The sequence below is a fragment of the Pseudomonas sp. MBLB4123 genome (assembly GCF_051904775.1).
GTDB classification, from domain to species: Bacteria; Pseudomonadota; Gammaproteobacteria; order Pseudomonadales; family Pseudomonadaceae; genus Aquipseudomonas; species Aquipseudomonas benzenivorans_B.
Genome location: NZ_CP196711.1, coordinates 4,334,396 through 4,360,377, shown reverse-complemented (window position 1 = coordinate 4,360,377; position 25,982 = coordinate 4,334,396). Strand labels below are relative to the sequence as shown.

Annotated in this window: 26 protein-coding genes; 6 read left to right on the top strand and 20 right to left on the bottom strand. The window is 65.6% G+C overall.

Going from position 1 to position 25,982, the window contains the following annotated elements:
• Window positions 1-6 precede the first annotated feature (6 nt).
• The 6 genes from ACSX1C_RS20235 to rplM form a co-directional block, all read right to left on the bottom strand.
• Window positions 7-624 (bottom strand): glutathione S-transferase N-terminal domain-containing protein, encoded by a 618-nt coding sequence (locus tag ACSX1C_RS20235; RefSeq protein WP_439887591.1) that lies wholly within the window; start codon window positions 622-624, stop codon window positions 7-9.
• A gap of 90 nt (window positions 625-714) precedes the next feature.
• Window positions 715-1,494, bottom strand: a complete 780-nt coding sequence (locus ACSX1C_RS20230) for a cytochrome c1 (protein ID WP_439887590.1) — start codon at window positions 1,492-1,494, stop codon at window positions 715-717.
• Complete coding sequence (locus ACSX1C_RS20225) at window positions 1,494-2,705, bottom strand: cytochrome b (protein WP_318646360.1); 1,212 nt, start codon at window positions 2,703-2,705, stop codon at window positions 1,494-1,496. The genes ACSX1C_RS20230 and ACSX1C_RS20225 overlap by 1 nt, the downstream gene beginning before the upstream one ends.
• A complete protein-coding gene (gene petA, locus ACSX1C_RS20220) occupies window positions 2,705-3,298 on the bottom strand; it encodes a ubiquinol-cytochrome c reductase iron-sulfur subunit (protein WP_318643276.1) in 594 nt (197 codons plus the stop codon). The genes ACSX1C_RS20225 and petA overlap by 1 nt, the downstream gene beginning before the upstream one ends.
• Window positions 3,299-3,552: 254 nt before the next feature.
• Window positions 3,553-3,945 (bottom strand): 30S ribosomal protein S9, encoded by a 393-nt coding sequence (rpsI, locus tag ACSX1C_RS20215; protein ID WP_439887589.1) that lies wholly within the window; start codon window positions 3,943-3,945, stop codon window positions 3,553-3,555.
• 14 nt (window positions 3,946-3,959) lie between these two features.
• Window positions 3,960-4,388: a 50S ribosomal protein L13 gene (gene rplM, locus ACSX1C_RS20210; RefSeq protein ID WP_213641192.1), complete on the bottom strand. Its 429-nt coding sequence runs from the start codon at window positions 4,386-4,388 to the stop codon at window positions 3,960-3,962.
• A gap of 248 nt (window positions 4,389-4,636) precedes the next feature.
• Here rplM and ACSX1C_RS20205 point away from each other — a divergent pair, with 248 nt between their 5' ends.
• Window positions 4,637-5,674, top strand: coding sequence for an NADP(H)-dependent aldo-keto reductase (locus ACSX1C_RS20205; RefSeq protein ID WP_439887588.1), 1,038 nt, complete (start codon window positions 4,637-4,639; stop codon window positions 5,672-5,674).
• 62 nt (window positions 5,675-5,736) lie between these two features.
• Here the strand turns inward: ACSX1C_RS20205 and ACSX1C_RS20200 are convergent, their stop codons facing one another.
• Window positions 5,737-6,873: an acyl-CoA dehydrogenase family protein gene (locus ACSX1C_RS20200; RefSeq protein WP_439887587.1), complete on the bottom strand. Its 1,137-nt coding sequence runs from the start codon at window positions 6,871-6,873 to the stop codon at window positions 5,737-5,739.
• Between the two features lie 238 nt (window positions 6,874-7,111).
• Here ACSX1C_RS20200 and ACSX1C_RS20195 point away from each other — a divergent pair, with 238 nt between their 5' ends.
• On the top strand, window positions 7,112-8,017 hold the full coding sequence (locus ACSX1C_RS20195; RefSeq protein WP_439889450.1) for a GlxA family transcriptional regulator: 906 nt from the start codon (window positions 7,112-7,114) through the stop codon (window positions 8,015-8,017).
• Window positions 8,018-8,099: 82 nt separating this feature from the next.
• Here the strand turns inward: ACSX1C_RS20195 and zapE are convergent, their stop codons facing one another.
• From zapE to ACSX1C_RS20180, 3 genes are all read right to left on the bottom strand, one after another.
• On the bottom strand, window positions 8,100-9,194 hold the full coding sequence (gene zapE / locus ACSX1C_RS20190) for a cell division protein ZapE (protein WP_439887586.1): 1,095 nt from the start codon (window positions 9,192-9,194) through the stop codon (window positions 8,100-8,102).
• 125 nt (window positions 9,195-9,319) lie between these two features.
• Window positions 9,320-10,678: a tryptophan--tRNA ligase gene (locus tag ACSX1C_RS20185; RefSeq protein WP_439887585.1), complete on the bottom strand. Its 1,359-nt coding sequence runs from the start codon at window positions 10,676-10,678 to the stop codon at window positions 9,320-9,322.
• Between the two features lie 46 nt (window positions 10,679-10,724).
• Window positions 10,725-11,354: an alpha/beta hydrolase gene (locus ACSX1C_RS20180; protein WP_318643289.1), complete on the bottom strand. Its 630-nt coding sequence runs from the start codon at window positions 11,352-11,354 to the stop codon at window positions 10,725-10,727.
• 133 nt (window positions 11,355-11,487) lie between these two features.
• Between ACSX1C_RS20180 and ACSX1C_RS20175 the strand changes: the two genes are divergently transcribed.
• Window positions 11,488-11,928, top strand: coding sequence for a YhcB family protein (locus tag ACSX1C_RS20175; RefSeq protein WP_318643290.1), 441 nt, complete (start codon window positions 11,488-11,490; stop codon window positions 11,926-11,928).
• Window positions 11,929-12,022: 94 nt separating this feature from the next.
• Here ACSX1C_RS20175 and cysN read toward each other — a convergent pair whose 3' ends face one another.
• The 3 genes from cysN to ACSX1C_RS20160 form a co-directional block, all read right to left on the bottom strand.
• Window positions 12,023-13,924, bottom strand: a complete 1,902-nt coding sequence (gene cysN / locus ACSX1C_RS20170) for a sulfate adenylyltransferase subunit CysN (protein ID WP_439887584.1) — start codon at window positions 13,922-13,924, stop codon at window positions 12,023-12,025.
• A gap of 12 nt (window positions 13,925-13,936) precedes the next feature.
• Window positions 13,937-14,854 carry a sulfate adenylyltransferase subunit CysD gene (gene cysD / locus ACSX1C_RS20165; protein ID WP_439887583.1) on the bottom strand — a complete coding sequence of 306 codons (918 nt, stop codon included), beginning with the start codon at window positions 14,852-14,854 and terminating at the stop codon, window positions 13,937-13,939.
• A 222-nt stretch (window positions 14,855-15,076) separates the two neighbouring features.
• On the bottom strand, window positions 15,077-15,835 hold the full coding sequence (locus ACSX1C_RS20160) for a Nif3-like dinuclear metal center hexameric protein (RefSeq protein WP_439887582.1): 759 nt from the start codon (window positions 15,833-15,835) through the stop codon (window positions 15,077-15,079).
• Window positions 15,836-15,944: 109 nt separating this feature from the next.
• Between ACSX1C_RS20160 and algW the strand changes: the two genes are divergently transcribed.
• The 3 genes from algW to ACSX1C_RS20145 all read left to right on the top strand — a co-directional run bounded on the left by algW (window position 15,945) and on the right by ACSX1C_RS20145 (window position 20,002).
• On the top strand, window positions 15,945-17,087 hold the full coding sequence (gene algW, locus ACSX1C_RS20155; protein WP_439887581.1) for a Do family serine endopeptidase AlgW: 1,143 nt from the start codon (window positions 15,945-15,947) through the stop codon (window positions 17,085-17,087).
• An 83-nt stretch (window positions 17,088-17,170) separates the two neighbouring features.
• On the top strand, window positions 17,171-19,264 hold the full coding sequence (locus tag ACSX1C_RS20150; RefSeq protein WP_439887580.1) for a TonB-dependent siderophore receptor: 2,094 nt from the start codon (window positions 17,171-17,173) through the stop codon (window positions 19,262-19,264).
• A gap of 12 nt (window positions 19,265-19,276) precedes the next feature.
• The gene (locus tag ACSX1C_RS20145) at window positions 19,277-20,002 is read left to right on the top strand and encodes a DUF4198 domain-containing protein (protein ID WP_439887579.1); all 726 of its coding nucleotides are present in this window, start codon (window positions 19,277-19,279) and stop codon (window positions 20,000-20,002) included.
• 69 nt (window positions 20,003-20,071) lie between these two features.
• On the opposite strand, the gene hisC is transcribed toward ACSX1C_RS20145, so the two are convergent.
• The 7 genes from hisC to ACSX1C_RS20110 all read right to left on the bottom strand — a co-directional run bounded on the left by hisC (window position 20,072) and on the right by ACSX1C_RS20110 (window position 25,969).
• Window positions 20,072-21,124, bottom strand: a complete 1,053-nt coding sequence (hisC, locus tag ACSX1C_RS20140; protein ID WP_439887578.1) for a histidinol-phosphate transaminase — start codon at window positions 21,122-21,124, stop codon at window positions 20,072-20,074.
• Window positions 21,125-21,197: 73 nt separating this feature from the next.
• Window positions 21,198-22,508, bottom strand: coding sequence for a histidinol dehydrogenase (gene hisD, locus ACSX1C_RS20135; RefSeq protein WP_439887577.1), 1,311 nt, complete (start codon window positions 22,506-22,508; stop codon window positions 21,198-21,200).
• Window positions 22,509-22,676: 168 nt separating this feature from the next.
• Window positions 22,677-23,312, bottom strand: a complete 636-nt coding sequence (gene hisG / locus ACSX1C_RS20130; RefSeq protein WP_318643305.1) for an ATP phosphoribosyltransferase — start codon at window positions 23,310-23,312, stop codon at window positions 22,677-22,679.
• Between the two features lie 71 nt (window positions 23,313-23,383).
• Window positions 23,384-24,649 carry a UDP-N-acetylglucosamine 1-carboxyvinyltransferase gene (murA, locus tag ACSX1C_RS20125; RefSeq protein ID WP_439887576.1) on the bottom strand — a complete coding sequence of 422 codons (1,266 nt, stop codon included), beginning with the start codon at window positions 24,647-24,649 and terminating at the stop codon, window positions 23,384-23,386.
• A gap of 15 nt (window positions 24,650-24,664) precedes the next feature.
• Entirely contained in the window at window positions 24,665-24,904 is a 240-nt protein-coding gene (locus tag ACSX1C_RS20120; RefSeq protein ID WP_213641207.1) for a BolA family protein, read from the bottom strand.
• 127 nt (window positions 24,905-25,031) lie between these two features.
• Window positions 25,032-25,340, bottom strand: coding sequence for an STAS domain-containing protein (locus ACSX1C_RS20115; protein WP_369958783.1), 309 nt, complete (start codon window positions 25,338-25,340; stop codon window positions 25,032-25,034).
• Complete coding sequence (locus ACSX1C_RS20110) at window positions 25,337-25,969, bottom strand: MlaC/ttg2D family ABC transporter substrate-binding protein (RefSeq protein WP_439887575.1); 633 nt, start codon at window positions 25,967-25,969, stop codon at window positions 25,337-25,339. The genes ACSX1C_RS20115 and ACSX1C_RS20110 overlap by 4 nt, the downstream gene beginning before the upstream one ends.
• Window positions 25,970-25,982 lie beyond the last annotated feature (13 nt).

Sequence of the window (25,982 nt, the reverse complement as noted above, 5' to 3'; positions counted from 1 at the left end):
CAGGTATTAACGCATCTCGCGCTCGGCAGCGGACAGACTGGCCCGAAAGCCCTCCCGGGCGAACTGACGCTCCATATAATCGAGCAACGGCTTGGCCGGCTTCGGCAACTCGATGCCCAGCAACGGCAGGCGCCAGAGAATCGGCAGCAGGCAGCAGTCCACCAAGCTCAACTCCTCGCTGAGGAAGTACGGCTTGTCGGCGAACAGCGGCGAGACGCCCGTCAGGCTCTCGCGCAGCTCCTTGCGCGCCTGAACCCGAGCCGACTCCTTGCTGCGCGGATTGAGAATCAGGTCCACCAGGGCGCACCAGTCGCGCTGGATGCGGTGGATCAGCAGGCGGCTGTTGGCCCTGGCCACCGGATACACCGGCAGCAGCGGCGGATGGGGATAGCGCTCATCCAGATACTCCATCACCACCGTCGACTCGTACAGCGCCAGGTCGCGATCGACCAGGGTCGGCAGGCTGGCATAGGGGTTGACCTCGAGCAGTTGAGGCGGGCAGCGGCCCGGCTCGACACTGATGATCTCGGCGCCGACACCCTTCTCGGCGAGCACGATACGCACACGGTGGGAGTAGTGGTCGGCGGGGTCGGAATAACAGGCCAACCTATTGGTCACGCCCATGGCGATCCTCCTCGCTTATAAGGTTATCTGAAGCAGAAAGACCTGCGCGCCCAAGGGGGCGCGCAGGTCTGGGACGGAACGGCGACGATTTTAATGCACGTCCTTCCAGTATTCACGCTTGAGCAAATAGGCGAATACGAAGAAGAACGCCAGGTACAGCAGCACGTAGGTGCCGATGCGCTGACTTTCCAGCTTCACCGGGTTGGCCGAATAGGCCAGGAAGGTCACCAGATTCTTGACCTTCTCGTCGAACTGCTCCTCGGTCAACTCACCGGTCTTCGGCTCGATGGTGAGCTGATCGCAGGCCTCGTGCGTGATGGGCGTGCCGGTCAGCGGATCGAACTGCTTCTTGCCGTCCTCGACCACCTGCACCTGCTTGCAACCGATGTACTGGCGCCCCTGCAGCTCGGCCAGCACGTTCGGCATGCCGACGTTCGGGAAGACCTTGTTGTTCGCCCCCAGCGGACGGCTCGGGTCTTCGTAGAAGGTGCGCAGGTAGGTATACAGCCAGTCGGTGCCACGTACGCGAGCGACCAGGGTCAGATCCGGCGGCGCCGCGCCGAACCAGGTCTTGGCGTCCTCGGGCTTCATGCCGATCTTCATGTGGTCGCCGATCTTGGCGTCGTTGAACACCAGATTGTCCAGCATCAGCTCATGGGGAATGCCGAGGTCATCGGCAACCCGCTCGTAGCGCTGGAACTTGGCCGCATGGCAGCCCATGCAGTAGTTGGCGAAGGTACGCAGACCGTCCTGCATGGCCGCCTTGTCGGTCAGGTCGATATCGACCTTGTCCAGCGGATAGTTGCCACCCGCCCCCAGAGCCAGGGCAGGCATTGCAGCGAAAATCAGTGCAGCAAATAGCTTCTTCATCAGCCTGTCACCCTTTCCGGAACCGGTTTGGTTTTTTCCATCCTGGTGTAGAACGGCATCAGGATGAAGTACGCGAAGTACAGGAAGGTACATACCTGCGACAGCAGGGTGCGGCCCGGAGTCGGCGCCAGTACACCCAGCACACCCAGGATGACGAAGGACACGCAGAACACCAGCAACCAGATCTTGCTCAACCAGCCCTTGTAGCGCATCGACTTGACCGGGCTACGGTCCAGCCAGGGCAGCACGAACAGCACGGCGATGGCCGCGCCCATGGCGATGACGCCCAGCAGCTTGTCCGGCACGGCACGCAGGATCGCGTAGAACGGGGTGAAGTACCACACCGGCGCGATGTGCTCGGGAGTCTTGAACGGGTTAGCCTGCTCGAAGTTCGGCTTCTCCAGGAAGTAACCGCCCATTTCCGGGAAGAAGAACACCACGAAGCAGAAGATGAACAGGAATACCACCACACCGACGATGTCCTTCACGGTGTAATAGGGGTGGAAGGCAATACCATCGAGCGGAACGCCGTTCGCATCCTTCTTCTTCTTGATGTCGACGCCGTCCGGGTTGTTCGAACCCACCTCGTGCAGCGCCAGGATGTGCAGCACCACCAGGCCGAGGATCACGATCGGCAGGGCCACCACATGCAGGGCGAAGAAGCGGTTCAGGGTGATGCCGGAAATCAGGTAGTCGCCGCGAATCCACTGGGTCAGGTCGTCGCCGATCACCGGAATGGCGCCGAACAGCGAGATGATCACCTGGGCGCCCCAGTAGGACATCTGGCCCCAAGGCAGCAGGTAGCCCATGAAGGCTTCCGCCATCAGCAACAGGTAGATCAGCATGCCGAAGATCCACACCAGCTCGCGCGGCTTCTGGTAGGAGCCGTAGAGCAGGCCGCGGAACATGTGCAGATAGACCACGACGAAGAACGCCGAGGCGCCGGTGGAATGCAGGTAACGCAGAATCCAGCCGTACTCGACATCGCGCATGATGTACTCGACCGAGGCGAACGCCTCCTCGGCCGACGGGGTGAAGCTCATGGTCAGCCAGATACCGGTGACGATCTGGTTGACCAGCACCAGCAGGGCCAGCGAGCCGAAGAAGTAGAAGAAGTTGAAGTTCTTCGGCGCGTAATACTTGCTCAGATGGTCTTCCCACATCTTGGTCGCGGGGAAGCGCGCATCCATCCACTCCATGAATTTGCTCATCATGCTTGCTCCTGATCCACACCGATGACGATCACATCATCCGACTCGTACATGTGCGGTGGCACCGGCAGGTTCAAGGGGGCTGGCTGGGCCTTGTAGACACGGCCGGCGAGGTCGTAGCGCGAGCCGTGGCACGGGCAAAAGTAGCCCCCCACCCACTCGGCACCGAGATCCGCCGGCGCCACTTCCGGGCGGAAGGACGGCGAGCAGCCCAGGTGGGTGCACAGCCCGACCAGCAGCAGCACTTCCGGCTTGATCGAGCGGGTCTTCGGGTCGACATAGGTCGGCTGCACGGAGGCCTGGGACTCGACGTCGGCCAACTGCCCCTCGAGCTTGCCCAGGTTGCTCAGGATCTCCTCGGTACGGCGCACGATGAACACCGGCTGCCCCCGCCACTCGGCAACCATCTGCTGGCCCGGCTCGATCTTGCTGACGTTCACCTTCACAGGTGCACCGGCAGCTTTAGCCTTGGCGCTCGGGAACCATGACCCCACGAACGGGACCGCGGCACCCACCGCTCCAGCAGCACCCACCACGGAGGTGGCCGCCACCAAGAAGCGACGCCGGCCTGCATTCACGCCGTCATTGCTCATTCAGTCGTCTCCCATCAGCTTTGTGGCCTGTTGTTCAGGCCTCTACTAGGTAAAAATCGGGTAGCGCAAAAAATTCGCCAAATGGTAAAGAAAAGCCCCTTTTCTGACAAGGTAATTACCCCGCCGGAAGCCTCTCAACACCTTGCAGGACGCGGCCTCCAGGGCTGCGGCATGATGTCGCACAGCAGCCGGACGCCCATAAAAAACGCCCAGCTCCGAAAGGAAACTGGGCGCTTTTGAAGGCAGATAGCGAATTAACGCTTGGAGTACTGCGGACGCTTACGCGCCTTGCGCAGACCGACCTTCTTACGCTCGACTTCACGCGCATCGCGAGTCACGAAACCGGCCTTGCGCAGCGAGCTACGCAGGGTTTCGTCGTACTGGATCAGGGCACGGGTGATGCCGTGACGGATCGCACCGGCCTGACCACTCACACCACCACCGATCACGGTGACGAACACATCGAACTTCTCGGTGGTTTCGGTCAGCTCCAGCGGCTGGCGAACGACCATGCGCGCGGTTTCGCGGCCGAAGAAGGTGTCCAGGGTACGATTGTTGATGGAGATGCTGCCAGTGCCCGGGCGCAGGAATACGCGAGCGGTTGCAGTCTTGCGACGGCCAGTGCCGTAGTTTTGAGTCGCCGACATAATGAACTATTCCGTTAAATCTTCAGTTCTTGGGGCTGCTGGGCAGTGTGCGGGTGAGCGGCACCCTTGTACACCTTCAGCTTACGATACATGTCGCGACCCAGCGGGTTCTTCGGCAGCATGCCTTTTACCGCGGTCTCGATCACACGCTCAGGCGCCTTGGCGATCAGCTTCTCGAAGTTGATCGACTTGATGCCGCCCGGGAAACCGGAGTGAGAGTAGTACATCTTGTCGGTGGTCTTGGCACCGGTAACACGCACCTGCTCGGCATTGATCACGACGATGTAGTCGCCGGTATCGACGTGCGGAGTGTACTCGGGCTTGTGCTTGCCACGCAGACGGGTGGCGATTTCGGTAGCCAGACGACCCAGGGTCTGACCAGCAGCGTCGACGACGAACCAGTCGCGCTTTACTGTTTCCGGTTTAGCAGTAAAAGTCTTCATTCTTTATAGCCTCAGGGGCCGCCCTGATAAATAAGACGGCGGATCTTACTGAATAGTGCGTACTTTGACAAGTCAAAGGCAGCCGAACACAGACGCTGTCGGGGGCTCGGGTCAGCGCGTCCGTAGCACGGCAAGATTCTTCGGCAGGCGGCGCATCACTTCCACTGCTGAAAGAGGTGCGCAATTATGCAGATTGCGCAGATAAATTCAACCTGTCTGCATGGGCATTTCACGATAAAGAGCAGCCTATGAACTATCGCCCGCTGGGCCGAACGGATTTGCACGTCAGCGCCCTGTGCCTGGGCACCATGACCTGGGGCGAGCAGAACGACGCCGACGAGGCCTTCGCCCAAATTGCCCGAGCCAAGGCCTACGGGGTGAACTTCATCGATACCGCCGAGATGTACCCGGTGCCGCCACGGGCCGCGACCTATGGCACAACCGAGCGGATCATCGGCGACTACTTTCAGCGGCACGGCGGCCGCGGCGACTGGGTACTGGCCAGCAAGATCGCCGGCCCCGGCAACGCCATCGACTACATCCGCGACGGCCGACTCAAGCACGACCGCCCCACTATCCAGGCCGCCGTCGAGGCCAGCCTCAGGCGCCTGCGCACCGACTGGATCGACCTGTACCAGCTGCACTGGCCGGAACGGCCGACCAACTACTTCGGCCAGCTCGGCTATCGCCACCAGGACAGCATCTTCACCCCACTGGAAGACACCCTGGAAGCGCTGGACGAGCAGGTCAGGGCCGGCAAGATCCGTCATATCGGCCTCTCCAATGAAACACCCTGGGGGACCATGAGGCTCCTGCAATTGGCCGAGAGTCGCGGCTGGCCGCGGGCGGTATCGATTCAGAACCCCTACAACCTGCTCAACCGCAGCTTCGAGGTCGGCCTGGCGGAAGTCGCCATGCGCGAGCAGTGCGGCCTTCTGGCCTACTCGCCCCTGGCCTTCGGCATGCTGTCGGGCAAGTACGAAGGCGGCGCACGCCCGGCCAACGCCAGGCTCAGCCTGTTCAACCGCTTCACCCGCTACACCAACCCGCAGGCGCAAGCCGCCTGCTCGCGCTACGTGGCACTGGCCCAGGAACAGGGCCTGGACCCGGCACAGATGGCTCTGGCCTTCGTCACGGCCCGCCCCTTCGTGACCAGCACCATCATCGGCGCCACCACCCTGGAGCAGCTGGAAGCCGACTTGGGCAGCAGCGAGCTGAGGCTCGGCGACGTGGTGCTGGCCGGCATCGAGGCCATTCACCAGACGCAACCGAACCCGGCGCCCTGAAACCGGTCGACCGACCGGAATACGCCCGGACAATGCCGGGCCTTTCCGCGCCAGGCGCCGCCCTACAAGGCGCGGGCGATGATCTCCTTCATGATCTCGTTGGTGCCGGCATAGATGCGCTGCACCCGGGCATCGGCCCAGGCCCGCGCCACCGGGTACTCCCACATGAAGCCGTAACCGCCGTGCAGCTGCACGCATTCATCCAGCACCTTGCACTGCAGGTCGGTGCCCCAGTACTTGAGCATGGCCGCGGTCGGCACATCCAACTTGCCCTGCAGGTGCAGCTCCAGGCAACGATCGACGAACACCCGACCGACCTGGATCTCGGTGGCCATCTCGGCCAGCTTGAAGCGGGTGTTCTGGAAGTCCGCGATGGCCTTGCCGAACGCCTTGCGCTCGCGGGTATAGTCCAGGGTCCACTGCAGCGCCGCTTCGGCCGAGGCCAGGGCGCTGACGCCGACGGTCAGGCGCTCCTGGGGCAGCTCCTGCATCAGGTAGGCGAAGCCCATGCCGGCCTGACCCAACAGATTCTCCTTGGGCACCCGCACGTCCTGGAAGAACAGCTCGGAGGTGTCCTGGGCCTTCATGCCGACCTTCTCCAGGCGCTTGCCCTTGGCGAACCCCGGCATGTCGGCCTCGACCAGGAACAGGCTGGTGCCCTTGGCGCCCGCCTGCGGGTCGGTCTTGGCCACCACTATCACCAGGTCGGCCAGGTAACCGTTGGTGATGAAGGTCTTGGAGCCGTTGATCACGTACTCGTCGCCCTCCAGCACGGCCGTGGCCTTGACCCCCTGCAGGTCGGAGCCGGCCCCCGGCTCGGTCATGGCGATGGCGGTGACCAGCTCGCCGGACACCAGCCGGGGCAGGTACTTGTGCTTCAGGGCCTCGGAGCCGTAGTGCAGGATGTAGGGCGCAACGATGTCCGAATGCAGGGAGAAGCCGATGCCGCTCAGCCCCAGCCGGGCGACCTCCTCGATCACCACCGTGCTGTAGAGGAAGTCGGCCCCCATGCCGCCGTACTCCTCGGGAATATGGGAGCAGAGCAACCCCGCCTCCCCCGCCTTGTTCCACAGCCCGCGGTCGACGTGGCCGTCCTTCTCCCACTGCTGATGGAAGGGCACGGCCTCCTGCTCGAGGAACTTGCGCACGCTGTCGCGAAACAACTCATGGTCGGAACTGAACAGGGTTCTGGGAATCATCACGGCACCTGGCATAGAAGGTAGGTTTGGGTGACTCCGACTCTAGCCAAGCAAACGCTTGGTCGCACTGGACACAAGCGCCAATAAATAAGACGATCCAGCCGTTACCTGACCACTTAGCCCTAATAAGAATCAGCCTATGCCCAGCCAGTCGCCCGAGCCGCTCAAGCGCGTCAGCATCCTCGCCACCGAAGGCGTCTTCGCCTCCACATTGATGCAGGCCAAGGACTTCTTCCATATGGCCAGCCTGCGCTACGGCAAGCAACTGGGTCGCGGCCTGACCCCGGCCTTCGAGATCCACCTGGTCAGCCCGGACGGCGAGCCGGTACGCAGCTTCAGCGATGTGCTGATCCCGGTGGACGGGCCATTGGAGAGCGCCGACGTGATCATCCTGCCGGCCTTCTGGGACGACTTCGACGCCCTCTGCCAGCGCCATCCCCAGGTACTCAGCTGGCTCAGGACGCGCCACGCCGCGGGCACCGCGATCTGCGGCGAAGCCACCGGGGTGTTCTGGATGGCCCAGGCCGGCCTGCTCGACGGCAAGGAGGCGACCACCTACTGGCGCTTCTTCGGCGAGTTCGCCGAGCGCTTTCCCGGGGTGCTACTCAATCAGGACAAGCACCTGTCCGATGCCGATAACCTCTACTGCGCCGGCGGCGTCACCTCGGCCTGCGACCTGTACATCTACCTGATCGAGCGCTTCTGTGGCGCCGGCGTGGCCCAGGGCGTAGCCCGCGACATCCTCTACGAGGTGCAACGCAGCTACACCCCCGGACGCATCGGCTTCGGCGGGCAGAAACTGCACCACGACCTGACCATCCTGCAGATCCAGCAGTGGCTGGAAGAGCACTTCTGCGACAAGTTCCGCTTCGAGGACGTGGCCCGCGAGCACGGCATGAGCATCCGCAACTTCATGCGCCGCTTTCAGGCCGCCACCGGCGACAAGCCGCTGCACTACCTGCAGCGGCTGCGCATCGAAACGGCCAAGGGCCTGCTCAGCGCCACGCGCAAGAGCATCAAGACCATCAGCTACGAAGTCGGCTACGACGACGCCAGCTTCTTCGCCCGGCTGTTCCGCCAGCACACCACGCTGTCGCCCAACCAGTACCGCCGGCAGTTCCAGCACAAGGACACGCACGCCTAGCGCCGGCGCCGGGTCGATAGCGCCAGGGTTTCGCCCACAAAAAAGGCTGCCCGAGGGCAGCCTTTTTTGTGGGCGCGACGAATCAGGGCTTGTGCGGCCGCGCCAGGAACTCGTGGGACTGCATCTCCAGCAGACGGCTGAGGGTGCGCTGGAACTCGAAGGTCAGGCGGCCACCGGTATAGAGATCCTTGAGCTCGACCTCGGCGGAGATGATCAGCTTGACGTTGCGGTCGTAGAACTCGTCCACCAGGTTGATGAAGCGCCGCGCCATGTCGTCCTTGGCCACCCCCATCTGCTCGACATTGGCCAACAGCACGGCGTGGAAGATCTTGCCCAGCTCGATGTAGTCGTTCTGGCTGCGCGGGCCGTCGCACAGCTCGCGGAACTCGAACCAGGCCACGTCGTCGCCGACCTTGCGCGCGGTGATGGCACGGTTCTCGATCATCAGCGCCTCGTTCTCCTGCACCGCGCAATGCTCGGGCAACAGGCTGCTGAAGCTCTTCTGCAAGCTCTCCTCGGCCGCCGCATCCAGCGGCCAATGGAACAGCTCGGCCTGCTCCAGGGCGCGCAGGCGGTAGTCGACGCCGCTGTCGACGTTGACGATCTCGGTGTGCGCCTTGAGCAGGGCGATGGCCGGCAGGAAGCGGGCACGCTGCAGGCCGTCCTTGTACAGGCCGTCCGGCACTATGTTGGAGGTCGCCACCAGGCTCACGCCGTTCTTGAACAGCTCCTCGAGCAGGGTGGCGAGGATCATCGCATCGGTGATGTCGGAGACGAAGAACTCGTCGAAGCAGATCACCCGCGCCTCGTCGGCGAAACGCCGGCCTATGATGGTCAGCGGGTTCTTCTCGCCCTTGAGGGTCTTCATTTCCTCATGCACCCGCTTCATGAAGCGGTGGAAGTGGGTGCGCATCTTCTGCTCGAACGGCAGCGCATCGAAGAAGGTGTCGACCAGGTAGGTCTTGCCGCGACCGACCCCGCCCCAGAAGTACAGGCCCTTGACCGGCCCCTGGGGCTTGCGGGCGAACAGCTTGCCGAACAGCCCGGGCTTGCTCGCCTCGCCGGCGATCAGGTCGTCGTACAGGCGCTGCAGATGGCGCACCGCAGTTTCCTGGGCCGCGTCATGGAAGAAGTCGGGGCGTTTGAGGTCTGCCTGGTAGCGCTCTAGGGGTGTCATATTCGTTAGCTGGGCAACAAAAATGGGGCCGACACTTTAGCGACGCCCTCCGCGCTTGGCAATCGAGAGCCGCTGTTTGCCCGGCCTCGCCGCGTCGACCCGGCGACGCGGCGAAACCCGGGGCACTAGCCGGCCAGCCCGGCGATGGCGTCGCGCAGGCGCAGCATGGCCGCATCCAGCTCCTCCGGGTCGGGGTAGGCCGGGCTGTCGGCCAGGCACTCGCCATCCAGCCACAGGGTGAACTGGTCGCCCTCGTCCTCGCGCAGCTCCAGGGCATCGGGACCCTGGGCGATCAGCCGCTGGCTGATCGCGCCGACCAGCTTGGGGTCGGCGAAGGGCCGCGAGAGCAGCAGCTCCTCGCCCTCGGCCGAGAGGAAACGGAAGCGGAAGCTGCCGTCCTGCTCGCGGAAGCTGACGAAACGCGCGCTCTTGGCCGCCTTCTTCTTGCCGGCGCTCGCCACCTGTACCTGCTCGCGGAACGAGCGCAGGCCCACCGCCTCGCGCAGCTTGCCGAGGAAGGGGGTGGCGATCCGCCGCGCCTTGGCGGCGCCGGCCTGCAGCACCTCCTCCAGGTCGCCGGGCTTGGCGATCAGCGCCTGGTAGCGCTCGCGGGCCTCGCCCAGCTCGCCGTCGAGCAGCTGGAACAGGCGCTGCTTGGCCTCGCCCCAGGCCAGGCCGCCCTCCAGCTCGGCGCGGAACGCGGCCTGCTGCGCCGGGGTGGCGAAGGCCTGGTAGAGGGTGAACAGATGGGCGCTGTCCGGGTCCTTGGCCTCGCCCGGGGCGCGCGAGTCGGTGACGATGCGGGCGATGGCGTCCTTGAGCTGCTTGGCGCTGCCGAACAGCGGGATGGTGTTGTCGTAGCTCTTGCTCATCTTGCGCCCGTCGAGGCCCGGCAGGGTCGCCACGTCTTCCTCGATCACCGCCTCGGGCAGGGTGAACAGCTCCTTGCCCTGGCCGAACAGGTGATTGAAGCGCTGGGCGATGTCGCGAGCCATCTCCACGTGCTGGATCTGGTCGCGGCCGACCGGAACCTTGTGCGCGTTGAACATCAGGATGTCAGCCGCCATCAGCACCGGGTAGCTGAACAGGCCCATGGTGACGCCGGCATCCGGGTCCTCGCCGGCCTCGACGTTCTTGTCCACCGAGGCCTTGTAGGCGTGGGCGCGGTTGAGCAGGCCCTTGCCGGCGACGCAGGTGAGCAGCCAGCACAGCTCGGGGATCTCGGGGATGTCGGACTGGCGATAGAAGGTCGCCTTGTCGACGTCCAGGCCGCAGGCCAGCCAGGTGGCGGCGATCTCCAGCCGCGAACGCTGGATGCGCGCCGGATCGTCGCACTTGATCAGCGCATGGTAGTCGGCCAGGAAGTAGAAGGAATCGGCATCCGCGGCGCGGCTGGCGACTATGGCCGGACGGATGGCGCCGGCGTAGTTGCCCAGGTGCGGGGTGCCGGTGGTGGTGATGCCGGTGAGGATACGAGTGGTCATGGCGTTCGCTTATTGGATGAGGCGCCTGGCAGGCGGCAATCGAAAATCAGAGTCGCGGGGCAAGCAGCTCCTTGAGGTCGGTCAGCTTGCCGTGAAAAAAGTGCCCGCATTCTGCCACTTTCAGCAGTTCATGGGGACGCGGCAGCGCCGCCGACCAGTCGTACACGGCCTGCGGCTCGATCACCTCGTCGTCCTCCGGCTGGATCAGGGTCAGCGGGCAACGCGCGGCCGCCGGATACTCGGCGCTCAGGCGCTGCACCGCCGGCGCCACCATGAACAGGTGCGCCGGCTCGACCCCCTGCCCCTCCAGGCGGGCGCCCAGGCTGGCGGCGACGAAACCGCCGAAGGAGAAGCCCAGCAGGGTCAGGGGCAACTGCGGATACTGGGCGCGCAACCAGCGGGCCGCGGCCTCGGCGTCGTCGATCTCGCCGCCGCCCATGTCATGGCTGCCGGCGCTGGCACCGACGCCCCGGTAGTTGAAGCGCAGCGTGGCCAGGCCGGCGTCGCGGGCGGTGCGCTGCAGGGTCGAGACCACCTTGTTGAGCATGGTGCCGCCCTGCACCGGATTGGGGTGGCAGATCAACGCCACGCCACGGGCGTCGGGCACGGCGAGGGACAGGGCTTCCAGCTGGCCGCAGGGGCCATCGATGAACAGAGGGGTTTCGCGGCTGAGCAACGGTTAACTCCGTGACCCCAAACGGGGTCGACACGTCTAGCTGACAGCCTGCGCCGCACAGCATTGCATGGCGGTATACAGCGCAGGTTCGAGCCGTTAACGTAAAGCAAAGCCGTTTAGAGAGGAAGGACTCGTGGAACAGACACTCACAGCCTGGCTGGTGCCGGCCCTCACCCTGGTAGTCGGTGTCGCCATCGGCTTCCTGATCGCCCGCCTGGCACCCAATGCAGCGCCGAACCGCACGCAGCGTCGGCTGGACGAGATCCAGTCGCGCTTCGACGCCTACCAGAGCGAGGTGGTGACCCACTTCAACACCACCGCCAGTCTGGTGAAGAAACTCAGCCAGAGCCAGCAGGAGGTGCAGCAACACCTGTCCGAGGGGGCCAACCGCCTGGCCCTGGACGAGCTGACCCGACAGCGCCTGCTGGCCACCCTGCTCGCCGGCGAAGGCGGCGAGAAGCGCGAACGCCTGAAGGCCCCGGCGCACCAGGAGATGCCCAAGGACTACGCGCCGAAAAGCGCCGACGTGCCGGGCATGCTCGACGAAAGCTACGGCTTGAAGACCAAGAAGTAAGGCCGACGACGCAGCCGCCCGATGCCCGGCTGCTGATGCCGAGCCACAAAAAAGCCCCGCTCGAGAGCGGGGCTTTTTTGTGGGCGGTTCGACCTTAGATCGCGCCGCGCTCGCGCAGCAGCGCCAGCACCTGCTTGGCGCCCTCCTCGACCGACAGGCTCTGGGTGTCGATCACCAGATCGGCATCCAGCGGCACGTCATAGCCGAAGGACTCACCCGGGATGTTGTCGCCCTCGGCGGCATACAGCCCCTGCGGATCGCGCTCGCGGCAGACCTGGGGCGAGGCCTGGACGTACACGGTGATCATGCGCTCGGCGCCGATCAGTGCCTTGGCCTGTTCGCGGCCCTCGGCGTCCGGAGCGACGAAGGCCGCCAGGGTCAACAGGCCGGCCTCGTTGAACTGGCGCGCCACGTGAGCGGCACGGCGCCAGTTCTCGGTGCGCCCGGCACGATCCTGCGGCAGGCCCTTGTTCAGGTCGTGGCGCAGGTTCTGGCCGTCAAGCACATAGACCGCACGGCCCATGTCGAACAGCTTGCGCTCCACGGCGTAGGCCAGGGTGCTCTTGCCGGCGCCGGACAGGCCGCTGAACAGCACGGTGGCCGGCTGCTGGCCGAAGCGGCTGGCGCGCTCCTCGGTGGAGACGTGGGCGAGCTTGCCGTGGTGACCCTCGGCATTCTGCGCACCGACCGGCTTGGCGATGATCATGCCGGCGCCGACGGTGCCATTGGTCAGCCGGTCGATGACGATGAATGCCCCGGTGGTGCGGTTGTAGTCGTAGCCGTCGAGGGCGATCGGCGCGTCCAGGGCGACCTTGACCTTGCCGATCTCGTTGAGCTGCAGGCTGCTGGCGCCCCCCTGCTCCAGGGTGTTCACGTCGACCCGGTGGGCGATACCGGCGATGGTCCCGGGCACATAGCTGCTGGCCCGCTTGATGTCGTACTTCTTGCCCGGCAGCATCGGCTCCTCGGCCATCCACACCAGCATGGCCTCGAAACTGTCGCGAATCTGCGGACGATTGTCGGCATGCACCAGCATGTCGCCACGGGACACGTCGATCTCGTTTTCCAGGGTCAGGGTGATCGCCTGGCCCGGGCCGGCCTGCTCCAACTCGCCCTCGTAGGTGACGATGGACTTGACCTTGCTGCCCTTGCCGGACGGCAATACCACGACCTCGTCGCCCTTGCGCACGATGCCGCTGGCCAGGGTGCCGGCGAAACCGCGGAAGTTCAGGTTCGGCCGGTTGACGTACTGCACGGGGAAGCGCATGTCGTCGAAATTGCGATCGCCGGCCACTTCCACGGTCTCGAGGATTTCCATCAGCGACTGGCCGTCATACCAAGGCGAACGCTCGGACTTGTTGACCACGTTATCGCCCTTGAGCGCCGACATCGGCACGAAGTGCAGGGTGGCCGGCTTGAGGTCGATGCGCTCGGCGAACTTCAGGTAATCGGCCTTGATCTGCTCGAACACACCCTGATCGAAGTCCTTGAGGTCCATCTTGTTGACCGCGACCACGATGTGCTTGATGCCCAGCAGCGAGGTGATGAAGCTGTGGCGCTTGGTCTGGGTCTGCACGCCGTAGCGGGCGTCGACCAGGATGATCGCCAGGTCGCAGGTCGAGGCACCGGTGGCCATGTTGCGGGTGTACTGCTCGTGGCCCGGGGTGTCGGCGATGATGAACTTGCGCTTGGCGGTACTGAAGTAACGGTAGGCCACGTCGATGGTGATGCCCTGCTCGCGCTCGGCCTGCAAGCCATCGACCAACAGCGCCAGGTCGACGTCCTCACCGGTGGTACCGACCTTCTTCGAATCACGGGTGATGGCCTCCAGATGATCCTCGTAGATCATCTTGGAGTCATGCAGCAGGCGCCCGATCAGGGTGCTCTTGCCGTCGTCGACGTTGCCGCAGGTGAGGAAGCGCAGCAGCTCTTTGCGTTCGTGCTGGGCCAGGTAGGCGAGGATGTCCTCGCTGATCAAATCGGATTGATGACTCATGGTTCGCGATCCTTAGAAGTAGCCCTGGCGTTTTTTCTCTTCCATCGAGCCGGCGGCGTCGTGGTCGATGACCCGGCCCTGGCGCTCGGAAGTACGGGTCAGGAGCATCTCCTGGATGATTTCCGGCAGGCTGGTGGCGCTGGACTCCACCGCACCGGTCAGGGGGTAGCAGCCCAGGGTGCGGAAGCGCACCATCTTCTTCTGGATGCCGGCCTTCTGCTCCGGGGTCAGGTACTGCAGGATGCGCTCGTCGTCGATCATCACCAGGGTACCGTTGAGCTCGACCACCTCGCGCTCGGCCGCGAAGTACAGCGGCACGATCGGGATCTGCTCCAGGTAGATGTACTGCCAGATGTCCAGTTCGGTCCAGTTGGACAGCGGGAACACGCGGATCGACTCGCCCTTCTTGACCTTGCCGTTGTACAGGTTCCACAGCTCCGGGCGCTGGTTCTTCGGGTCCCAGCGGTGCTTGCTGTCGCGGAAGGAGTAGACGCGCTCCTTGGCCCGGGACTTCTCCTCGTCGCGACGGGCGCCACCGAAGGCGGCATCGAAACCGTACTTGTCCAGGGCCTGTTTGAGGCCCTCGGTCTTCATCACGTCGGTGTGCTTGGCACTGCCGTAGACGAAGGGGTTCATGTCCTGCGCCACACCCTCGGGATTGATGTGGGTGATCAGGTCCAGGCCCATTTCCTCGACCATCTGGGTGCGAAAGCTGTACATCTCCTGAAACTTCCAGCGGGTGTCCACATGCAGCACCGGGAACGGCAGCTTGCCGGGAAAGAATGCCTTGCGCGCCAGATGCAGCATCACGGCGGAGTCCTTGCCGATGGAGTAGAGCATCACTGGGTTGTCGAATTCGGCGGCCACTTCACGAATGATGTGGATACTCTCCGCCTCCAGCTGTTTGAGGTGCGTCAGTTTATCGAGCATGGCTACTCACGGATTGCTGAGTGATTGGGCCGGCGGGCCGGGGGGACGAGGCCGCACTCTAGCACGACACAAGCTTCTATACAGGCGAGCAGTTAGATCAAAAAAATCTAGCTTTATGCCGGCAATTTCGCCCGCCAGCCCCCTCGAGCCGAGGGCCAGGACACGACGAAGCCCGCCCTGTCCGCTCGCCGCAGAGCCAGCAGAGGCCCCTGATGGGCAGGCTCATACCGGATTGGGGCAATCGATGAACTGGTGCTCGAGGGCGAAGTGTCGCGCCAGGTACTCGCCCAGCGCCTGGACGCCGTAGCGCTCGGTGGCGTGGTGACCGGCGGCGATGAAACTGATGCCGTTCTCCCGAGCACTATGGAAGGTCTGCTCGGAGGCTTCGCCGGTCAGGTACAGGTCCACGCCGGCGGCGATGGCCTGGTCGATATAGCCCTGGCCGCCGCCGGTGCACCACCCGATACGGCGAATCGGCCGCGGCCCCGCCACCAGCAGCGGCTCGCGACCGAGTACCTGCTGCACGCGGCGAGCGAAGTCACCCGGGCTCAGGGGATCGGCCAGGGAGCCGACCAGGCCGACGGTGCGCGGGTTGTCCGGCTCCAACGGACCCTCGACGGTGATCCCCAGCTGACGGGCCAGCTGCACGTTATTACCGACATCCGGATGCAGGTCCAGCGGCAGGTGATAGGCCAGCAGGCTGATGTCGTGGGCCAGCAGGGCCTTCAGGCGGCGCTGCTTCATGCCGGTGAGGCAGGGATTCTCGCCCTTCCAGAAGTAGCCGTGGTGCACCAGCAGCACATCGGCCTGGGCCTCGACCGCGGCATCGACCAGCGCCTGGCTGGCGGTCACACCGCTGACGATGCGACGCACCTGGGGCCGGCCCTCGACCTGCAGGCCGTTCGGGCAGTAGTCGGCGATACGTGCCGCACCCAGATAGCGCTCGGCCTCTTCCACCAGGGTCGTCAGGGCAATGGCCATGCAGATTCTCTCCAACTGTTACCGGGCGCTGATTTATTGGCGGGCGCCCCTCTATAATGGCGCACCTTAAAGGGGCCCCAAGGCCCTCGCAACCCTCAGGATTTCATCGATGTTCAAGGCCCTGCGATTTCTCGGCTGGCCACTGCTGGTCGGCGTGCTGACGGCACTGCTGATCATTCAACAGTTCCCCCACTGGGTCGGCCTGCCCGGCCAGGACGTGCAATTGCGCCAGGCCCCGCTCTATCAGCGCCTGCAAGAGGGTCCGGCATCCTATGCCGAGGCGGTGAGTCTGGCATCGCCGGCGGTGGCCAACCTCTACACCACCAAGTACGTCGAGAAACCCAGCCACCCGCTGTTCGAGGACCCGCAGTTCCGCCGCTTCTTCGGCGACAACCTGCCCAAGCAGCGGCGCATGGAGTCCAGCCTCGGCTCGGCGGTGATCATGAGCCCGGAAGGCTACCTGCTGACCAACAACCACGTGACCAGCGGCGCCGACCAGATAGTAGTGGCCCTGAAGGACGGCCGCGAGACCCTGGCGCGGATCATCGGCAGCGACCCGGAAACCGACCTGGCGGTGCTGAAGATCGACCTGCCGGACCTGCCCTCGATCACCCTAGGCCGCTCCGACGATATCAAGATCGGCGACGTCAGCCTGGCCATCGGCAACCCCTTCGGCGTCGGCCAGACCGTGACCATGGGCATCATCAGCGCCACCGGGCGCAACCAGCTGGGCCTCAACACCTACGAGGACTTCATCCAGACCGACGCGGCGATCAACCCCGGCAACTCCGGCGGCGCCCTGGTCGACGCCCACGGCAACCTGCTCGGCATCAACACGGCGATCTTCTCCAAGTCCGGCGGCTCCCAGGGCATCGGCTTCGCCATCCCGGTGAAGCTGGCGCTGGAGGTGATGCAGGCGATCGTCGAGCACGGCCAGGTGATCCGCGGCTGGCTCGGCATCGAGGTACAGCCGCTGACCCCGGAACTGGCCGAGTCCTTCGGCCTGGCCGGCCAGCCCGGCATCGTCGTCGCCGGCATCTACCGCGGCGGTCCGGCGCAAAAGGCCGGCCTGCAGCCCGGCGACCTGATCCTCAGCATCGACGGCGAGGCAGCCAGCGACGGCCGCCGCTCGATGAACCAGGTGGCCCGCGCCAAGCCGGGCGACACCATCAGCATCGAGGTCATTCGCAACGCCGAGCTACTGCGCCTGAGCGCCGTGGTCGGCGTACGCCCCCCCGCCAACGGCAATTGAACGCGGCCCGAATCCGGCGCTTGATAACTTCTCTCACGCAGATGTAATGTTATTACATAACTTATTTGCGAGAGAGCCACCCTTTGCGCCCCACCCACCTCCTGCTCGCCGGACTGCTCGCCCCGGTCGCCGCGGCCGCCGCGCCCCCCCTCCCCGCTCAACTCGACGACAGCATCATCACCGCCCGTCCAGAGCTGGCCGACGGCCCGGTACGGGGTTACCGCGCCCTCCGCTCGGCCAGCGCCACCAGGACCGACACGCCGATCGACGAAATCCCCCAGGCCATCAGCGTGATCCCCGCCGGCGTGCTGGACGACCTCGGCAGCAGCGACGTCGAGCGCGCCCTGGATTTCGCCGGCGGCGTCGCCAAACAGAACGACTTCGGCGGCCTGACCCTCTTCGAATACAGCGTGCGCGGCTTCGCCACCTCGGCATTCTACAAGGACGGCTTCAGCGTCAACCGCGGCTACCCCAGCACCCCGGACGCCGCCAACATCGAGCGCATCGAGGTGCTCAAGGGCCCGGCGGCCAGCCTCTACGGCCGCGGCGATCCCGGTGGCACGATCAACATCGTCACCAAGAAGCCCCAGGCCGGGCGCTTCGCCCGCCTGCAGGCCAGTGCCGGCAGCTGGGACCGCTACCGCAGCGCACTGGACGTCAACGCACCGCTGGACGAGCAGGGCGATCTGCTGTCGCGCGTCAACCTGGCTGTGGAGGACAACCACAGCTTCCGCGACCACGTCGGCAGCCAGCGGGTGTTCGCCGCCCCCAGCCTGAGCTGGCAGCTCGCTCCGGATACCCGCCTGCTGCTGGAGGCCGAAGTGGTGCGCCACCGCTCGGTGTTCGACCGCGGCATCGTCGCCCCGGGCGGCGAGTTGGGCCTAGTATCGCGCTCGACCTTTCTCGGCGAGCCGAGCGACGGCCACATAAACAACGACAACAACCAACTGCAGGCCAGCCTGGAACAAATCCTCGACGACAGCTGGCGCGTGCGCCTGGCCAGCCATTTCAAGGAAGGCACGCTAGACGGCCTCGCCAGTGAGAACCACGCGCTGGCCGCCGATAGGCGGACCCTGACGCGGCGTTTTCGCGAACGCGAAACCAGTTGGCATGACAGCATCACCCAGGTCGAACTGCACGGCGATCTGAACCTCGCCGGCCTGCGGCACCGCCTGCTGCTGGGCGCCGAGTACGAGAACTACCGCAAGAACGAGCGGGTCACCGAGATCCGCCCGCGTAGCGCGATCGACATCTACCAGCCGGTGTACGGGCGCCCACGCCCGGATGGCGCACGCTCCGGCAGCGACCATCACGAGCAGGTGGCCAGCCATGCCCTCAACCTGCAGGACCAGATCCGCCTCAGCGAACGCCTGCACGGCCTGGCCGGGCTGCGCTGGGAGCACTTCGATCAACGCCTCGACAACCGCACCAGCGACCGACGCAGCCGCCAGCGCCACGACACCCTGACTCAGCGCCTGGGCCTGCTCTACCAGCTGACCCCGCAGGTCGGCCTGTTCGCCAATGCCTCTACCTCGTTCAAACCGAACAACGGCCTGGACAGGGCCGGCCAGAGCTTCGCCCCGGAGGAAGGGCTCGGCTACGAGGCCGGGGTCAAGCTGGGGCTGCTGGAGGACCGCCTCGGCGCCACGCTGGCCGCGTTCCACCTGACCAAGGAGAACGTGCTCACCGCCGACCCGCTCGACCCGGCCTTCCAGGCTGCCGCCGGAGAGGCTCGAAGCCGGGGCTTCGACCTGCAGCTCAGCGGCCAATTGAGCGACGCCCTGCGGCTGATCGGCGCCCTGGCCTTTATCGATGCCGAAGTCACCGAGGGGGACGCCCGGCTGCCCAGCGGCAGCCGCCTGCTGGGGGTGCCGCGGCGCAGCGGCAGCCTGCTGGCGGTCTACGAGTTCCAGGACGGTGCCTGGCGCGGCGCCGATGTCGGCGCGGCCTACACCTATGTCGGCGACCGCTCCGGGGAAAGCGGCAGCGACTTCCAGCTGCCTTCGTACCAGACCCTGGACCTGCTGGCCCACTACCGGGTGAACGAGCGCCTCAAGCTCGGCGCCCAGCTCAACAACCTGTTCGACGAGACGTACTACGAACGCTCCTACAGCAGCCTCTGGGTGATGCCCGGCGAGCCGCGCAACCTCAGCTTCAACCTCAGCCTCGACCTCTAAGGAAATCGCCAAATGAAAGCACTTCCCCTGCTCACCGGCGCCCTGTGTGCCGCCCTGCTGGCCGCCCAGGCCCATGCCCACGGCCTGTGGACCGAGCAGCGCCGCGGCCATATCGAGACCATCTACGGCCATGGCGCCGAGGACAATGCATTCAAGGCCGAGAAGGTCAGCGGCGCCTGGGCCTACGACGCCCGCGGCCGGATGATCCCGGTCAGCGTCGAGCGCCTGGCCGACCACGCCCGCCTGCAACCGCTGCGACCACCGGCCGTACTCGCCGTGGCGCTGGACAACGGCGCCTGGTCGCTGACCCCGGACCAGCAGTGGGTCAACCAGGGCCGCAGCCAGGTGCCGAACTCGACTCAATCGCTGCACACCTTCAAATACAGCCTGGCCATCCATGCCGAAGGCGCCAAACTGCCCGAGCTGGCGCAGCTGAAGATGGTCATCCTGCCGGAAACCGACCCGCTGCGGGTCGGCCCGGGTAAGCCGCTGCCGGTGCGCGTGCTGGTCGACGGCAAGCCGGCAGTCGGGGTCGAGCTGATCGGCGACTACCGCGGCGCGCCGCACCAGGTCAGCGCGGTGACCGATGCCGAGGGACGCGCCCAGGTGCCGGTGCGCAACGCGGGACTGAATGTCATCAGCGCCGAGGTCGAGCTGCCGGTGAAGAACGATGCCGATATCGAGACCCGCGGCCTGTTCGCCTCCCTGACCTTCCTCGGCGAAGCCCATCGCGAGTAGCCCAGACGGCAAAAAGCCGGAGCCGCTCACGCGCCTCCGGCTTTTCTTCGCCCATCGCCAAGCGCCGGCTTAGAGCGTCCTCAGCGCATCCAGCAGCGCCTGGTTCTGCTCCGGCGTACCGATGCTGATGCGCAGGAACTGGGCGATGCGCGCCTGCTTGAAGTGGCGCACTATCACCCCCTGCTCGCGCAGCCGCGAAGCCAGCTCGGCGGCGTCGCGCCCGGGGTGGCGGGCGAAGACGAAGTTGGCGGCCGACGGCAGCACCGCGAAACCCAGCCCCTGCAGCCCGGCCACCACCGCCTCGCGACTGGCGATCACCGCGGCGCAGGTCTGCTCGAAGTACGGGCGATCCGCGAAGGCCGCGGCCGCGCCGGCGATCGCCAGGCGATCCAGCGGGTAGGAGTTGAAGCTGTTCTTGATCCGCTCCAGGGCCTCGATCAGCTCCGGATGGCCGACCGCCAGGCCGACCCGCAGCCCGGCCAGGGAGCGCGACTTGGACAGGGTCTGGGTCACCAGCAGGTTCGGGTAGCGGTCGACCAGGGCGACGGCCGTGTCGCCGCCGAAGTCGATATAGGCCTCGTCCACCAGCACCACCGAATCCGGGTTGGCCTGCAGCAGCCGCTCGATGGCCTCCAAGGCCAGCAGGCAACCGGTCGGCGCGTTGGGGTTGGGGAAGATGATGCCGCCGTTGGATCGGGCATAGTCCTCGACACGGATCTGGAACCCCTCGTCCAGTGCGATGGCCTCGTGGGCGATGCCGTACAGGCCGCAGTAGACCGGGTAGAAGCTGTAGGTCACGTCGGGGAACAGCAGCGGCTTGCCGTGCTGGAACAGGCCGTGGAAGGCGTGCGCCAGCACCTCGTCGGAGCCGTTGCCGACGAACACCTGATTGGTCTGCACGCCGTAGTAGTCGGCCACCGCCTGCTTCAGGCGCTCGCCGTTGGGGTCGGGGTACAGGCGCAGGCTGTCGTTCAGCTCGGCCTGCATCGCGGCGATGGCCTTGGGCGAAGGCCCATAGGGGTTCTCGTTGGTGTTGAGCTTGACCAGCTTGGCCAGCTTGGGCTGCTCACCCGGCACGTAGGGCACCAGGTCCTTGACGAAGGGGCTCCAGAACTTGCTCATCTGCCCTTCTCTCCTCGTAATCGTTCGGTTTGGCGTAGGCTGGACCGTGCAACGGTGTAGCCCGCACGACGGATCATTCTTTGATGCGGTACTCGGCGCTGCGCGCATGGGCGGTCAGCGACTCGCCGCGGGCCAGCACCGAGGCGACCTTGCCCAACTCGGAAGCGCCGGCGGCCGAGCAGTGGATGATCGACGAACGTTTCTGGAAGTCGTACACCCCCAGCGGCGAGGAGAAGCGCGCGGTGCCGGAGGTCGGCAGCACGTGGTTGGGACCCGCGCAGTAGTCGCCCAACGCCTCGGCGGTGTAGCGCCCCATGAAGATGGCGCCGGCGTGACGGATCTGCGGCAGGTACTGCTCGGGGTTCGCCACCGACAGCTCCAGGTGCTCCGGGGCGATGCGGTTGGCCACCTCGATGGCCTGGGCCATGTCGGCCACCTGGATCAGCGCGCCGCGCCCCTCCATGGAGGTGCGGGCGATGGCCTCGCGCTCCAGGGTCGGCAAGAGCCTCTCGATGCTCTCGGCCACCCGGTCGAGGAAGGCGGCATCCGGGCTGACCAGGATCGCCTGGGCGTCCTCGTCGTGCTCGGCCTGGGAGAACAGGTCCATGGCGATCCAGTCCGGATCGGTCTGGCCATCGCAGACCACGAGGATCTCCGAGGGCCCGGCGATCATGTCGATGCCGACCTTGCCGAACACGTGGCGTTTGGCGGTGGCCACGTAGATGTTGCCCGGCCCGACTATCTTGTCCACCGGCGGCACGCTCTCGGTGCCGTAGGCCAGGGCCGCCACGGCCTGGGCGCCGCCGATGGTGAAGACCCGGTCGACGCCGGCCACGCAGGCGGCGGCCAGGACGATCTCGTTGATCTCGCCGCGCGGGGTCGGCACCACCATCACCACCTCGGGCACCCCGGCGACCTTGGCCGGGATGGCGTTCATCAGCACCGAGGACGGGTAGGAGGCCTTGCCGCCGGGCACGTAGAGGCCCGCGCGATCCAGCGGGGTGACCTGCTGGCCGAGCACCGTGCCGTCGGCCTCGGTGTAGCTCCAGGAGTCCTGCTTCTGCCGCTCGTGGTAGCTGCGCACGCGCTCGGCGGCCAGCTCCAGCGCGGCGCGCTGCTCGGCGGTGATACGGGTCAGGGCCAGCTCCAGACGCTCGCGCGGCAGGATCAGGTCGGCCATGGCGGCGACCTCCAGGGCATCGAAGCGCTGGGTGTACTCCACCAGTGCGGCATCGCCGCGCGAACGCACGGCGTCGATGATCTCCAGCACCCGCTGGTTGACGCCCTCGTCCGACACGCTCTCCCAGCTCAGCAGATGATCCAGGTGACGGGCGAAGTCCTGGTCAGCGGCATTGAGTCGGCGGATGGCGATGGGACTGGTCATAGCGGGCCTCTTGATTGGCAAATGCTCGGGCGTCGCTAGGCTACCAAGCCCACCGCATGGACGCCCGAGAAAATTGGCTATGACACGGCAGGGCCGAAAAAAGCTCCTGCGTTTTCGGCATTTCCGCCATCCCTGGCGGTCACGCGGCAGACTGCCGCACGACAGGTATCAGCTGGGGTGTCGCGACTCGACCGCCTCGCGCAGGGCGTCGATCAGGGCCTGGATGCGCGCGTGCTGCATCTTCATCGAGGCCTTGTTGACGATCAGCCGCGAGCTGATGGTGGCGATCAGTTCCTGGGCCTCCAGGCCGTTGGCCCGCAGGGTGTTGCCGGTGTCGACCACGTCGATGATCTTGTCGGCCAGGCCGACCAGCGGCGCCAGCTCCATGGAGCCGTACAGCTTGATCACCTCGACCTGGCGGCCCTGCTCGGCGTAGTAGCGCTTGGCCACGTTGACGAACTTGGTGGCCACCCGCAGGCGCCCCTTGGGCTCGGCCGCGCCGACGGCACCGGCGGTCATCAGCTTGCACTGGGCGATGCGCAGGTCCAGGGGCTCGTACAGGCCCTGGCCGCCGTACTCCATCAGCACGTCCTTGCCGGCCACGCCGAGGTCGGCGGCGCCGTGCTCGACGTAGGTCGGCACGTCGGTGGCGCGGACGATCAGCAGGCGCACATCCTCCTGGGTGGTGGGGATGATCAGCTTGCGGCTCTTATCCGGATTCTCGGTCGGCACGATGCCGGCCTCGGCGAGCAGCGGCAGGGTGTCGTCGAGAATGCGACCCTTGGACAGCGCGATGGTGAGCATGAAGCGGGTTTCCTTTGGAACTGGACCAGGCCGGCCCTCGCGGGCCGGACGTAGGGCATCGCCGCGCCGGCTTAGCCCGGCACGCGGCGGATCTTGGCACCCAGCAGCTGCAGCTTCTCCTCGATGCACTCGTAGCCACGGTCGATGTGGTAGATGCGGTCGATCAGCGTATCGCCCTCGGCGACCAGCGCGGCAAGCACCAGGCTGGCCGAGGCGCGCAGGTCGGTGGCCATCACCGGGGCGCCCTTGAGCTGCTCGCTGCCGGTGACGATGGCGGTGTTGCCCTCGACCAGGATCTGCGCACCCATGCGCAGCATTTCATGCACATGCATGAAACGGTTCTCGAACACCGTCTCGATGACGGTGCCGGTACCCTCGGCGACCGCATTGAGGGCGATGAACTGCGCCTGCATGTCGGTGGGGAACGCCGGGTAGGGGGCGGTACGCAGGGTCACGGCCTTCGGCCGCTTGCCCTGCATGTCCAGCTCGATCCAGTCGGCACCGCTGGTGATCTGCGCACCGGCCTCCTGCAGCTTGGACAACACCGCTTCCAGGGTAGTCGGATCGACGTCCTTGACCTTGACCCGGCCGCCGGTGATGGCGGCGGCCACCAGGTAGGTACCGGTCTCGATGCGATCGGGCATCACGCTGAAACGCGCGCCATGCAGGCGCTCGACGCCCTCGATGGTGATGGTGTCGGTGCCCGCGCCCTCGATCTTCGCGCCCATGGCGATCAGGCAGTTGGCCAGGTCGACCACCTCCGGCTCACGCGCGGCGTTTTCCAGCACGCTGCGGCCCTTGGCCAGGGTCGCGGCCATCATGATGTTCTCGGTGCCGGTGACGCTGACGGTGTCGAAGAAGAAGCGCGCGCCGCGCAGGCCGCCTTCCGGCGCCTTGGCTTTGATGTAGCCGCCTTCCACGTCGATCTGCGCGCCCATGGCCTCGAGGCCGCGGATGTGCAGGTCCACCGGCCGCGAGCCGATGGCGCAGCCGCCGGGCAGCGCCACCTCGGCCTCGCCGAAGCGCGCGACCATCGGCCCGAGCACCAGGATCGAAGCGCGCATGGTCTTGACCAGTTCGTAGGGCGCGACCAGGGTCTTGATCGCCCGCGCATCGACCTCCACGCTGAGCTTCTCGTCGATCACCGGCTCAATGCCCATGCGCCCGAACAGCTCGATCATCGTGGTGATGTCGTGCAGGTGCGGCAGGTTGCAGATGGTCACCGGCGCGTCGCCCAGCAGGGTCGCGGCGAGGATGGGCAGGGCGGAGTTCTTCGCCCCGGAGATGCGGATTTCGCCGTCGAGGCGCACGCCGCCGGTAATGATCAATTTATCCATAGCTATCTCGATGCCTCAGGGGCGCGCGGCCCAATCGGCACGGCTGAAGAATTTCATGCTCACCGCGTGGATGCTGCCATCGGCGATCCAGGGGTTGAGGTGGGCGTAGATCTGCTGCTGACGCTTGACCGGGCTCAGGGCGGCCAGCTCGTCACTGATCAGATTCAGCTGGAAGTTGCAGCCTTCACCTTCAACTTCCACCTGGGTATTCGGCAGTTTGGCCTCCAGGAGGCTCTTCACTTCTAAGGCCTGCATGCGCAACCTCGCTCGGCATATTGATTTACGACAGCAGAGCCTAGGCCTGCGGGCCGAGCATCATACAAAAAATGCCCCGTGCCCGCTAACCCCGCGCGATGGCGGGCTGCCCAGACCTCGCCGCGACTCATTCCTGCAGCGGCAGGATCTCCAGCAACCCGGAGACCTTGGCGATCTCCCGCATGTCCTGAGGCAGGCCGCGCAGCGAGAGGCTCTTGCCGGCCGCCTGGGCATCGCGCAGCAGCGCCAGGAGCAGGGCCAGGCCGACGCTGCTGGACTTCTCCACCGCCGAGCAGTCGAGCACGCAGGCCTCTGCACGGCTGGCGCCGATCAACCGGCCGCCCTGCTCGCGCAGCGCCGGCCCGCTGCGAAAATCCAGCACACCGCTCAGTTGAAGCTCGCCCGCCGCGGCCTCGGCAATGCTCGCCCGGCTCACGACTCTTCCTTGCCCTGGCGGGCCTTGGCCACGGTCTCGGCCCAGGTGTCGATCACCTTGTTCAGGTCGTTGCCATGGTTCTGCATGGACTGGGCGAACTGGTCGCGAAACAGTTTGCCGACGTTGATGCCGTTGATGATCACGTTGCGCATCATCCAGGTGTCGCCCTGGCTGACCATGGTGTAGGACAGCGGGTAGACAGTCCCCTTGCCGTCCTCGATTTCCATGTTCACCGCGGTGCGCTGCGGATTCTGCTTGCCGCTGGCGGGCAGCACGCGGATGTCCTGATTGTTGTATTCGAGCAGGGCGTTGCCGTAGAACTGCATCAGGCTGCGCTTGAAGCTCTCCTGGAAACGGGCCATCTGCTCGGGCGTCGCCTGGCGCGAATAGCGCACGGTCATGACCCCACGGGAAATGCCGTCGACGTCCACCACCGGGCCGAGGATATTGTTCAGCGCCGCATAGAAGGCATCCGGGTTGTCGCGGTACTCCTCCTTGTTGGCCTTGAGGTCGGCCAGCAGGGTATCGGTGGTCTGCTGCACCACTTCGTGGGCGGTGGGCGCGGCCAGGGCGAACAGGGGAAGGGCCGCCAGCAGCGCGAATAGACTGTTACGCAGCATCTTGATCATCACTAGAGCTCTC

Bases quoted from the DNA above. Each gene is read 5' to 3' on its own strand.
- ACSX1C_RS20160 (WP_439887582.1), bottom strand. From the start codon at position 15,835: ATGGCCATTGCCCTGACGACCCTGGTGGAAGAGGCCGAGCGCTATCTG.
- ACSX1C_RS20195 (WP_439889450.1), top strand. From the start codon at position 7,112: ATGGCCAGCCTGCGCTACGGCAAGCAACTGGGTCGCGGCCTGACCCCG.
- algW (WP_439887581.1), top strand. From the start codon at position 15,945: ATGTTCAAGGCCCTGCGATTTCTCGGCTGGCCACTGCTGGTCGGCGTG.
- ACSX1C_RS20230 (WP_439887590.1), bottom strand. From the start codon at position 1,494: ATGAAGAAGCTATTTGCTGCACTGATTTTCGCTGCAATGCCTGCCCTG.
- ACSX1C_RS20205 (WP_439887588.1), top strand. From the start codon at position 4,637: ATGAACTATCGCCCGCTGGGCCGAACGGATTTGCACGTCAGCGCCCTG.
- ACSX1C_RS20185 (WP_439887585.1), bottom strand. From the start codon at position 10,678: ATGACCACTCGTATCCTCACCGGCATCACCACCACCGGCACCCCGCAC.
- ACSX1C_RS20145 (WP_439887579.1), top strand. From the start codon at position 19,277: ATGAAAGCACTTCCCCTGCTCACCGGCGCCCTGTGTGCCGCCCTGCTG.
- hisG (WP_318643305.1), bottom strand. From the start codon at position 23,312: ATGCTCACCATCGCGCTGTCCAAGGGTCGCATTCTCGACGACACCCTG.
- hisC (WP_439887578.1), bottom strand. From the start codon at position 21,124: ATGAGCAAGTTCTGGAGCCCCTTCGTCAAGGACCTGGTGCCCTACGTG.
- petA (WP_318643276.1), bottom strand. From the start codon at position 3,298: ATGAGCAATGACGGCGTGAATGCAGGCCGGCGTCGCTTCTTGGTGGCG.
- ACSX1C_RS20235 (WP_439887591.1), bottom strand. From the start codon at position 624: ATGGGCGTGACCAATAGGTTGGCCTGTTATTCCGACCCCGCCGACCAC.
- rpsI (WP_439887589.1), bottom strand. From the start codon at position 3,945: ATGTCGGCGACTCAAAACTACGGCACTGGCCGTCGCAAGACTGCAACC.
- hisD (WP_439887577.1), bottom strand. From the start codon at position 22,508: ATGACCAGTCCCATCGCCATCCGCCGACTCAATGCCGCTGACCAGGAC.
- ACSX1C_RS20110 (WP_439887575.1), bottom strand. From the start codon at position 25,969: ATGATCAAGATGCTGCGTAACAGTCTATTCGCGCTGCTGGCGGCCCTT.
- cysN (WP_439887584.1), bottom strand. From the start codon at position 13,924: ATGAGTCATCAATCCGATTTGATCAGCGAGGACATCCTCGCCTACCTG.
- cysD (WP_439887583.1), bottom strand. From the start codon at position 14,854: ATGCTCGATAAACTGACGCACCTCAAACAGCTGGAGGCGGAGAGTATC.
- ACSX1C_RS20225 (WP_318646360.1), bottom strand. From the start codon at position 2,705: ATGAGCAAATTCATGGAGTGGATGGATGCGCGCTTCCCCGCGACCAAG.
- ACSX1C_RS20120 (WP_213641207.1), bottom strand. From the start codon at position 24,904: ATGCAGGCCTTAGAAGTGAAGAGCCTCCTGGAGGCCAAACTGCCGAAT.
- murA (WP_439887576.1), bottom strand. From the start codon at position 24,649: ATGGATAAATTGATCATTACCGGCGGCGTGCGCCTCGACGGCGAAATC.
- rplM (WP_213641192.1), bottom strand. From the start codon at position 4,388: ATGAAGACTTTTACTGCTAAACCGGAAACAGTAAAGCGCGACTGGTTC.
- zapE (WP_439887586.1), bottom strand. From the start codon at position 9,194: ATGACACCCCTAGAGCGCTACCAGGCAGACCTCAAACGCCCCGACTTC.
- ACSX1C_RS20200 (WP_439887587.1), bottom strand. From the start codon at position 6,873: ATGATTCCCAGAACCCTGTTCAGTTCCGACCATGAGTTGTTTCGCGAC.